Consider the following 7,214-nt stretch of genomic DNA (forward strand, 5'->3'; position numbering starts at 1 on the left):
CTCTCGGCGGCCTGATCCGGGGAACGCGCCCCGGCTACTCGGCCGCCGGTGCGACGGCCCTGCGGCGCAGGCGCCGCGCCAGCGCCATCAGGCGCGGATCGCGCTTGATCCGGCGCTTGAGCCGGGCGGTCCCCACCGCCCGCAGGGCGAACAGGTGGCCGCGCAGGGTCACCGGAATGGTGGTCTCCCCCAGCTCGATGGTCTCGTCGCAGATGCTGGCCTTGTAGCGGGCCTCGCCGACGCCGAGGTCGAAGGCACGCCGGCCCCGGGCGGTCTGGTCGGCGATGAGGTGATGCAGAAGGATGTCGCCGGGGCTCGACCGGCTGACCATCGGGTCGGCATCGAAGGATGTCATCATGCCGCTGTAGCGCTGGCCGTCGACGGCGCCGGCGAAGACCGCGAAGACCCGGTCGGTCCGCGTCGCCACCAGGGCCGTCACCTCGATGGCGGGGTCGGTGCCCGCCTCGATCGCGGTGCCGCGCGCCAGGAATGCCCGGATCAGGGGATCGGCATAGGGGTTGGCGATGCCCATGGCGGCGAAGCGCTGGGCCTTCTGCTCGTAGAAGGCGGACAGGTAATGCCGGACCTCATCGGCCGTGCCGGCGCGCCGGCAGGCGACGGGCCCGAAGGCCTCGACGAGCTTCTTCTCCTTCGAGCGCAGCTTCTTGCGCGCATCGCTGCTGAACACGCGCTTGACCGTCGCCTCCGGATCGGGACCGAGGATCAGGCCGTAGGCGTCGCTCGCCGCGCGCTCGGACCGGGCGCCGAGCGGGTTGGCGGCCCCGTCCCAGAAGCGGGGCTGGTGCGAGAGGGCGAAGACGTCGATGCCGGCGCCGCAGCCGAAGACCCGCAGGTGCTCGACGAGGTCCTCCGGCCGCATCGCGGCCGCCTCGCGCGAGGCGAAGAGCGGCATGTGGTAGTTGGCGTGCTTGCAGCCGACCACGCGGGCCACCCGCACCCCGCCCTCGCGGGCGACCACGAGGGGGAGCAGCACCCGCGGGCGCCCGCCCGCGTCGCGCAGGACGACGATCTGCAGGTCGGCGCCGGGGCGTGCGGCGGCGAAGGCCGAAATCCAGTCGAAGCGCTGATAGGGCGTCCCCATCACCGCGGCATCCGCCTCCATGCCGCGCCACAGCGCCTCGACGGAGGCCAGGTCGTCGAACACCTCGGCGCTGAAGCCGCCCTGCAGCCGCGCGTGCATCACTCCGGTTCCGACTCCCTCGTGGGCAAGAACAGCCATGCCATGCTCCCTCGCGGCCGGCGAATCACCCGGCCGACCCTGTCCGTCCTTCCTGCCGCCCGACCCCTTAATCGCGGGGTGACGCGGGGGCGACGGGCCCGGCCTCTCTGCGCGCGTGGGTAACGAAACCTTGCCGGTTGCCGTGGTTTCCTGCGGTCGCGCACGGAAGGATTCACCATGCCCGGCCCCGAGACACCGCCCTTGAGCCGCCGGCACCGCCTGTTCGCCGCGGGCTTTCGCGCCATCGCGGCGAGCCGGGCGGACCTGTGGCTGGGGCCGCTGGCGCGCGGACGCGGTCTGATCCTGACCTTCCACCACGTGCGCCCCGGCGCCCCCGGCACCTACGCGCCGAACGCGCTGCTGGCGATCACCCCGGACTTCCTCGACCGGACCCTGGCGATGGTGCGACGGCGCGGATTCGAGATCATCGGCCTCGACGCCCTGCCGGAACGCCTCGCGGGCGGGGGCCGCCCGTTCGTCGTGCTGACCTTCGACGACGGCTACCGCGACAATGCCGCGCACGCGGCCCCGATCCTGCGCCGTCACGGGGCGCCCTGGACGCTGTTCGTGACCAGCGACTTCGCGGACGGGCGGGGCCGGCTGTGGTGGCTGGAACTGGAGGTGGCGATCGGCCGCCTCGACCGGGTGCGGGTGCCCGAGGCCGGCCTCGACCTGCCGGCCCGGGACGCCGCCGGGAAATCGAGCGCCTTCGAGGCGGTCTACCGCGCCCTCCGGGCCGGGCCGGAGGAGCGCCTCCTGGCGGTGATCGCGGATCTGTGCGCGCAGGCCGGCTTCGCACCGGGGCGCATGGCCGGCGACCTCTGCCTGGGATGGTCCGACCTGCGGGACCTCGGTCGCGACCCCCTCGTGACCTTCGGCGCCCACACGATCGGCCACCCGATGCTGGCCAAGCACGGCGCGGCGGCCGCGCGGCGGGAGATCGGGGAGGGGCGGGCGCGGATCGCGGCCGAACTCGGGCGCCCGGTCACGCACCTGTCCTACCCGGTGGGCGACCCGACCTCGGCCGGCCCCCGCGACTTCGCCCTCGCCCGCGAACTCGGCTTCGCCACGGCGGTGACGACCCGGCCCGGGCACCTCTTCGGGCCCCATGCGGATCACCTGCACGCGCTGCCGCGAGTCTCGGTGAACGGCCACCACCAGACGGAGGCCGCGCTCGCAGCCCTGCTCTCGGGCGTGCCGTTCCTGGCGTGGAACCGGGGCCGCAGGCTCAACGTCGCTTAAGGCGCTTCAGCGCCATCCGGTCGCTTAAGGCGCTTCAGCGCCAACGGTCGCCTGAGGTGCTTCAGCGCCGGCGGCGGTGGCGGCGATACGAGCGGCTCTCGCCGCCCGCGATGGCGAAGCTCGCGCTCTGGCGGCCGTGGCGCGCGTAACGCCCGCGCCGTCCGCGACGCCCGATGGACGCGATGGCCGCCCCCGTGGCCGCCGCGCTCGCGGCGATGCTCTGCGGAATCGCCGCGAGCGCGCTGGCGACATCGGCCGAGGCGGTCCCGGCGGAGACGCCGCTGGCGACGTTCCGGGCGGCCGGGCCGAACGTGGCGAGGCACTGGTTGTAGGCGAGATCGTTCTTCAGGCGCTCGCAATCCGAGACCGAGCGCGGCCCCGCCTGCGCCTGCGCCGGAGATGCCGAGACGAGGTGGAACAGAGCCGGAACCACGAGGCCGAGCAGAAGCAGATGCGTGCGCAGGGATGGCATTGAGCGGGACGACGACCTCTAAACAAATGAGTGTGAGCGGTTCTGGCGCTCGAGTGCGGCGAAAAACCGACGCCGCGCCGGGAATTCCACCCACCCCGGCCTCAACGCGGCTGCGGCGGCCCGTTCGAGGCATCGTCGCTGCCGTCGTTCCGGCCCATCCAGCTGATCAGCGGCATCAGGGGGAAGATCCAGGCGATGCCCAGCAGGGCGTAGAGTATCGCCTGCACGGGGGCCGGCGTCTGCGAGATCCGGCTATCGGCCAGCGCCATGGCCAGCGGCGCGTAGACGATGATGAAGGCCAGCATCACGATGGTGCCGATCAGCGAACGGGTGCGGCGGCGCATCGGCCTGATCCTCGAAGCGAACGGGGGTATCAGCGGGGTAGAGCCACGCACGAGCGATGGCAACGGCCGGGCCCGCGACCCTTTCGGCAGCCGGCCGCGATCCGTTCCGGCCCCGGCCTTCAGAGTTCCGCAGAGCGGTTCGACAGCTCCATCCGCAATTGCCGGGCGGCTTCCTGGAGGGCGGCGTCGCGCCGCCGCCGGGGCCGGGGCACCGTGATCGGCATCTCGGCCGCCAGCCGGCCGGGGCTGCCCGCGAGCACGACGACCCGGTCGGCGAGCGTCACGGCCTCGTCGATGTCGTGGGTGACGAACAGGATGGTCTTGCCCGTCGCCGCCTGGATGCGCTGCAACTCGTCCTGCAGACCCTCGCGGGTGAAGCTGTCCAGCGCCGAGAACGGCTCGTCCATGAGCAGCACGTCCGGGTCGACCGCGAGCGCCCGCGCGATGGCGACGCGCTGGCGCTGGCCGCCGGAGAGCTGGTGCGGCCAGCGCTGGCCGAGATCGCTCAAGCCCACGAGGTCGAGCATGGCCTGCGCCTTGGCCAGGCGCTCGGCCTTCGAGAGGCCGCTGCCCTCGAGCCCGAAGGCCACGTTGGCGACGACCCGGCGCCAGGGCAGCAGCCGCGCATCCTGGAACACCAGGGCCATCGGCGTGCGGCAATCCGGGCGGGCGTGAAGCCGCACGGTGCCCGAACTCGGCTTGGCCAGCCCGATCAGCACCCGCAGGACGGTGGACTTGCCGACCCCGGATTCGCCCACGATGACGAGGAACTCGCCGCGCGCCACCGTGAGATCGAGGTCCGCCAGGATGACGTTGCGGGTGCCGGCGCGCTCGTAGGCGAGGCTTAAGGCCGCGATGGAAATGATCGGCTCGGACGTGATCGATTCGGTCATCTCAGGCGCGCCACCGTAGGAGCCACCCCTGGAGGGCGACGAAGGCCGTGTCGAACAGGCCGTAGAGGGCGGCCATGGTGAGCATGTAGACGACGACGATGTCGGTGGAGAGCAGGCTCGAGGCCTGCATCATCCGGGCGCCGACGCCGGGCACGCCGAAGATCTCGGCGGCCACCACCGCCATCCAGGCCTGGCCGAGCGCCGTGCGCAGGCCGACGAGGATGCCCGGGGTCGCGGCCGGGAGCAGGATCTTGGTCAGCCGCGCCCAGGGCGAGCCGAAGCCGAAGGCCTGGGCCACCTCGACGAGGTCGCGGTCGACGCCGCGCACCGCCCCTTGGGTCGCGAAGAACACGATCCAGAACACGCCGATGGCGATGATGAACACGGCGGCCTCCGGCTGGACGCCGAACCAGATGATGGCGAACGGCACCCAGGCGAGGCCGGGGATCGGCCGCAGCAGGCGCACGATCCAGGCGGTCGCCGCCTCGAACCAGCGGAACATGCCGCTGAGGAGCCCGAGCGCGATGCCCGCGCCCGCGCCGACCCCGAGGCCGGTCACGTAGTGGCTGAGGCTCGACAGGACCGCCTCGCCCCAGACACCGAGGCGGACCTCGTTGAGGAAGGCCGCCGGGATCGTGCTCGGCGGCGGCAGGAAGGCCGGATTGATGAGGCCGAGGCGCGGCATCGCCTCCCAGAACAGCAGGAAGGCGAAGAGTCCGGCCGCCGCCAGGGCGGTGGAGCGCAGGGCCATCATCGCAGGTCACCCGGGACGCCGTGGAACGGGCCGTCTCGGCGGGCGCGCCGGGGCGGGAAGGGTCTGGAGATCATCGGGGGGACATGCTTCGGTCGGAACGGAAGGGGAGGTGGTCTGATCGAGAAGATAGTCTCGTGGAGGAGGAGTCGCCGGAGGGGGGCCTTCGCGGATCAGACCCCGTAATAGCCCCGGTACCACGACACGAAGGCGGGGATGCCGAGCCTAAGTGGCGTTTCGGGCACCCCTCCGATCAGCGCCCGCAGGAGGTCGGTGCTCGCCTCGGTGCGGGGTACGTCGCCGGGGGGCAGGGGTTGGAGGATGCGCTCGGCGCGGGCGCCGAGGGCGCGTTCCAGTTCGTCGATCATCGCGTCGACCCGGACCGGGCGGCCGCCCCCGATGTTGACGAGGCGGAACGGCGCCACCGGGCTCAGGGTGTCACCCGCACAGGCCGGGCCTTCTCCGTCGCCGGGACGGGGCGGGGGCCGGTCCATCAATCCGCGGATCGCCGCGACGAGGTCGTCGATATAGGTGAAGTCGCGCTCGGCCGCGCCCCCGGCGAAGACCGTGATCGGCGCGCCCGCCAGGATCTTCCGCGTGAACAGGAACAGCGCCATGTCGGGCCGGCCCCAGGGACCGTAGACCGTGAAGAACCGGAAGGCGGTGGTCGGAATGCCGAACAGGTGGCTGTAGGCATGCATCATCGCCTCGCCCGCGAGCTTGGAGGCGGCGTACAGGGTCAGCGGCGTCACCGCGGGGTCGGTCTCGCGGAACGGCAGGGCGGTGTTGCCGCCATAGGCCGAGCTCGTGGAGGCGAACAGGAGGTGGCGCACCGGGTGCGCCCGCACCGCCTCGACGAGGTTCGCCGTGCCGACGAGGTTGGCCTCCACGTAGGCGCCGGGATTCTCCAGGCTGTGGCGCACGCCGGCCTGGGCTGCGAGATGCACGACGATCTCGGGCCGCGCCTGCCCGACCGCCGCCAGCAGCGCGCCCGGCGTCTCCAGGCGGGCCTCGACGGGGGTGAAATCGGGATTGCCGGCGAGGTCGGCGTGGCGCGCCCGCTTCAGGGCGACATCGTAATAGTCGCTGAAGCCGTCGAAACCCGTGACGGCATGCCCTTCGTCGAGGAGACGCCGCGCGAGGTGGTAGCCGATGAAGCCGGCGGTGCCGGTCACGAAGACGCGCATGGGGTTCCTTGCGGCCGTGGCGAACCGGGTGAGCATGCGCCCGGACTACACCCGAGGCCGCGCGACCTCAAGAAACCAGGGTCTATCCCCTTGAAGCGCCTGACGCGGACCGCGCGCGCGGCCCGCTTGCGGCGGTGTGGACGGCCCAACCGTCTGTGCGTTGCAGCACACCCATGCGCGATGCCTTGTTTCCCGAGGGTCAAACCCCAGATATAACAGCATCATGACGCTGTCGCGTCTGGTTCGGCCGCGCTTTCGATGCCCGCGGCGTCGACGTTTTGCCTCACGAATGTCCGCGGTGTCGTGCCGGGTTCCTGTGAGGCGAAGGCCTGCCAGGACACGACGCGCTTCTCACCCGAAACTTTCCGTGGGCCCTCGCCCGCGAAAAACCAGTCCGCGAGCCATTCGATCCATGAACCAGCTTGTCCGCATGTCACAGGTCGGCGAGGCCGACGCGATCGCCGAGCCCTCCGCCGAATTGCGGGTTCCGTTCGCGCAGTCCGGCGCCTTCGTGTGCAAGTTCATCATCGGCGAGCCGAACGATCGCGCGGTCTGCTGCGGCGCGCCCGCGCCGGACGGCAAGAGCTGGTGCGCGTTCCACCGCCGCATCGTGTTCGAGCCGGCCCGCCCCGGCCGCCTGCGCTGATCGCACCCCGCCGGATCATCCCCTCTGAAAGCCCCCTTCGGTAGACCCGGCGGGGGCTTTCGTTTGCGCGCGCCCTAATCGTCGGCCTCCTCGTCGAGGGGCTGATAGGTGCGCAGGCGGCGGCCGTCCGGAAACTCGACGGTGTGGGACCGGACCACGATGTACCCGGCCTCCTGGGCCCGGCGCACCCGGGCCGCCCGGTCGTCCTCGAACATCCGCCCGCCGACGAACACGCCGGAGCGATCCGGGGCCGCCTCGACGGCGTAGCCGTAGCGGGACATCGGCGGCGCGACGGCCGGGCGCATCGTCACCGCGCGGATGGCGGGCCGGGGAGCAGGTGCGGTCACGCGGGAGCGGGGCAGGGCCGCCACGACGGGCCGGCGTGGAGCGGCGGGCCGAGCCGCCGCCACCCGGCGCGGAGCCGGACGGGCGGCCACCT

At 72.3% G+C, this 7,214-nt stretch carries 8 protein-coding genes and 1 pseudogene; 2 read left to right on the forward strand and 7 right to left on the reverse strand.

Annotated elements, in window-relative coordinates:
* Window positions 1-34: 34 nt before the first annotated feature.
* Window positions 35-1,240: a GNAT family N-acetyltransferase gene (locus K2X24_RS21615; RefSeq protein WP_292500969.1), complete on the reverse strand. Its 1,206-nt coding sequence runs from the start codon at window positions 1,238-1,240 to the stop codon at window positions 35-37.
* 177 nt (window positions 1,241-1,417) lie between these two features.
* On the opposite strand from K2X24_RS21615, the gene K2X24_RS21620 reads away from it, so the two are divergent.
* Entirely contained in the window at window positions 1,418-2,482 is a 1,065-nt protein-coding gene (locus tag K2X24_RS21620; RefSeq protein WP_292500971.1) for a polysaccharide deacetylase family protein, read from the forward strand.
* A 61-nt stretch (window positions 2,483-2,543) separates the two neighbouring features.
* Here the strand turns inward: K2X24_RS21620 and K2X24_RS21625 are convergent, their stop codons facing one another.
* The 5 genes from K2X24_RS21625 to K2X24_RS21645 form a co-directional block, all read right to left on the reverse strand.
* Window positions 2,544-2,954 (reverse strand): hypothetical protein, encoded by a 411-nt coding sequence (locus tag K2X24_RS21625; RefSeq protein WP_292500973.1) that lies wholly within the window; start codon window positions 2,952-2,954, stop codon window positions 2,544-2,546.
* A 101-nt stretch (window positions 2,955-3,055) separates the two neighbouring features.
* A complete protein-coding gene (locus tag K2X24_RS21630; RefSeq protein WP_292500975.1) occupies window positions 3,056-3,298 on the reverse strand; it encodes a DUF2842 domain-containing protein in 243 nt (80 codons plus the stop codon).
* Between the two features lie 119 nt (window positions 3,299-3,417).
* Window positions 3,418-4,191, reverse strand: a complete 774-nt coding sequence (locus K2X24_RS21635) for an ABC transporter ATP-binding protein (RefSeq protein ID WP_292500976.1) — start codon at window positions 4,189-4,191, stop codon at window positions 3,418-3,420.
* 1 nt (window position 4,192) lies between these two features.
* Window positions 4,193-4,945, reverse strand: a complete 753-nt coding sequence (locus tag K2X24_RS21640) for an ABC transporter permease (protein WP_238277836.1) — start codon at window positions 4,943-4,945, stop codon at window positions 4,193-4,195.
* Between the two features lie 170 nt (window positions 4,946-5,115).
* Window positions 5,116-6,129, reverse strand: coding sequence for an NAD-dependent epimerase/dehydratase family protein (locus K2X24_RS21645; protein ID WP_292500979.1), 1,014 nt, complete (start codon window positions 6,127-6,129; stop codon window positions 5,116-5,118).
* A gap of 289 nt (window positions 6,130-6,418) precedes the next feature.
* Here K2X24_RS21645 and K2X24_RS21650 point away from each other — a divergent pair, with 289 nt between their 5' ends.
* A complete protein-coding gene (locus K2X24_RS21650; protein ID WP_238277913.1) occupies window positions 6,419-6,775 on the forward strand; it encodes a GcrA family cell cycle regulator in 357 nt (118 codons plus the stop codon).
* Window positions 6,776-6,849: 74 nt separating this feature from the next.
* On the opposite strand, the pseudogene K2X24_RS21655 reads toward K2X24_RS21650, so the two are convergent.
* Window positions 6,850-7,214, reverse strand: a pseudogene (locus K2X24_RS21655) (hypothetical protein); the annotation flags it as partial.

Origin of the sequence: Methylobacterium sp. (assembly GCF_019750675.1) — a bacterium.
Lineage (GTDB): Bacteria > Pseudomonadota > Alphaproteobacteria > Rhizobiales > Beijerinckiaceae > Methylobacterium.

What these genes read in the sequence shown, in the direction of transcription:
- K2X24_RS21615 (WP_292500969.1), bottom strand. Translation starts at nt 1,240, where the DNA reads ATGGCTGTTCTTGCCCACGAGGGAGTCGGAACCGGAGTGATGCACGCG.
- K2X24_RS21620 (WP_292500971.1), top strand. Translation starts at nt 1,418, where the DNA reads ATGCCCGGCCCCGAGACACCGCCCTTGAGCCGCCGGCACCGCCTGTTC.
- K2X24_RS21625 (WP_292500973.1), bottom strand. Translation starts at nt 2,954, where the DNA reads ATGCCATCCCTGCGCACGCATCTGCTTCTGCTCGGCCTCGTGGTTCCG.
- K2X24_RS21630 (WP_292500975.1), bottom strand. Translation starts at nt 3,298, where the DNA reads ATGCGCCGCCGCACCCGTTCGCTGATCGGCACCATCGTGATGCTGGCC.
- K2X24_RS21635 (WP_292500976.1), bottom strand. Translation starts at nt 4,191, where the DNA reads ATGACCGAATCGATCACGTCCGAGCCGATCATTTCCATCGCGGCCTTA.
- K2X24_RS21640 (WP_238277836.1), bottom strand. Translation starts at nt 4,945, where the DNA reads ATGATGGCCCTGCGCTCCACCGCCCTGGCGGCGGCCGGACTCTTCGCC.
- K2X24_RS21645 (WP_292500979.1), bottom strand. Translation starts at nt 6,129, where the DNA reads ATGCGCGTCTTCGTGACCGGCACCGCCGGCTTCATCGGCTACCACCTC.
- K2X24_RS21650 (WP_238277913.1), top strand. Translation starts at nt 6,419, where the DNA reads ATGTCCGCGGTGTCGTGCCGGGTTCCTGTGAGGCGAAGGCCTGCCAGG.